The sequence below is a fragment of the Methylobacterium sp. E-005 genome (assembly GCF_022829725.1).
Taxonomy (GTDB): domain Bacteria; phylum Pseudomonadota; class Alphaproteobacteria; order Rhizobiales; family Beijerinckiaceae; genus Methylobacterium.
Map to the genome: position 1 here is coordinate 1 of NZ_JAKSYG010000144.1, position 261 is coordinate 261.

The 261-nt window shown below is 64.0% G+C and carries 1 protein-coding gene; it reads right to left on the reverse strand.

From position 1 onward, the window contains the following. Positions 1 to 19 precede the first annotated feature (19 nt). Positions 20 to 261, reverse strand: a 242-nt coding sequence (locus tag MKK88_RS15860; RefSeq protein WP_244001292.1) for a DUF6894 family protein, incomplete at its 5' end; no start/stop codon positions are given.

The window sequence follows — 261 nt, forward strand, 5'->3', positions numbered from 1 at the left end:
GCCTGGCCGAATGTCCGAGCTACGCGGCAGCTTCGGCCGCCTTCCGCTCCGGCGCCTTATCGATGACGATGAGCACAGAGGCGGTCAGTATGCTCATGCCAGCTTCGTCGCGAACCTCGGCCCGGTACTGAGCAGCGGGCCGTCCCTTATGCTCGGACCCGAGCATGTCGGCCAACGTCTTGCGGACAACCTCCCGCACAGCAACCTCGTCCGGTAACTCGTAGCCGACGTCATCTATGGCGACGATGCCGTCGAAGGTGT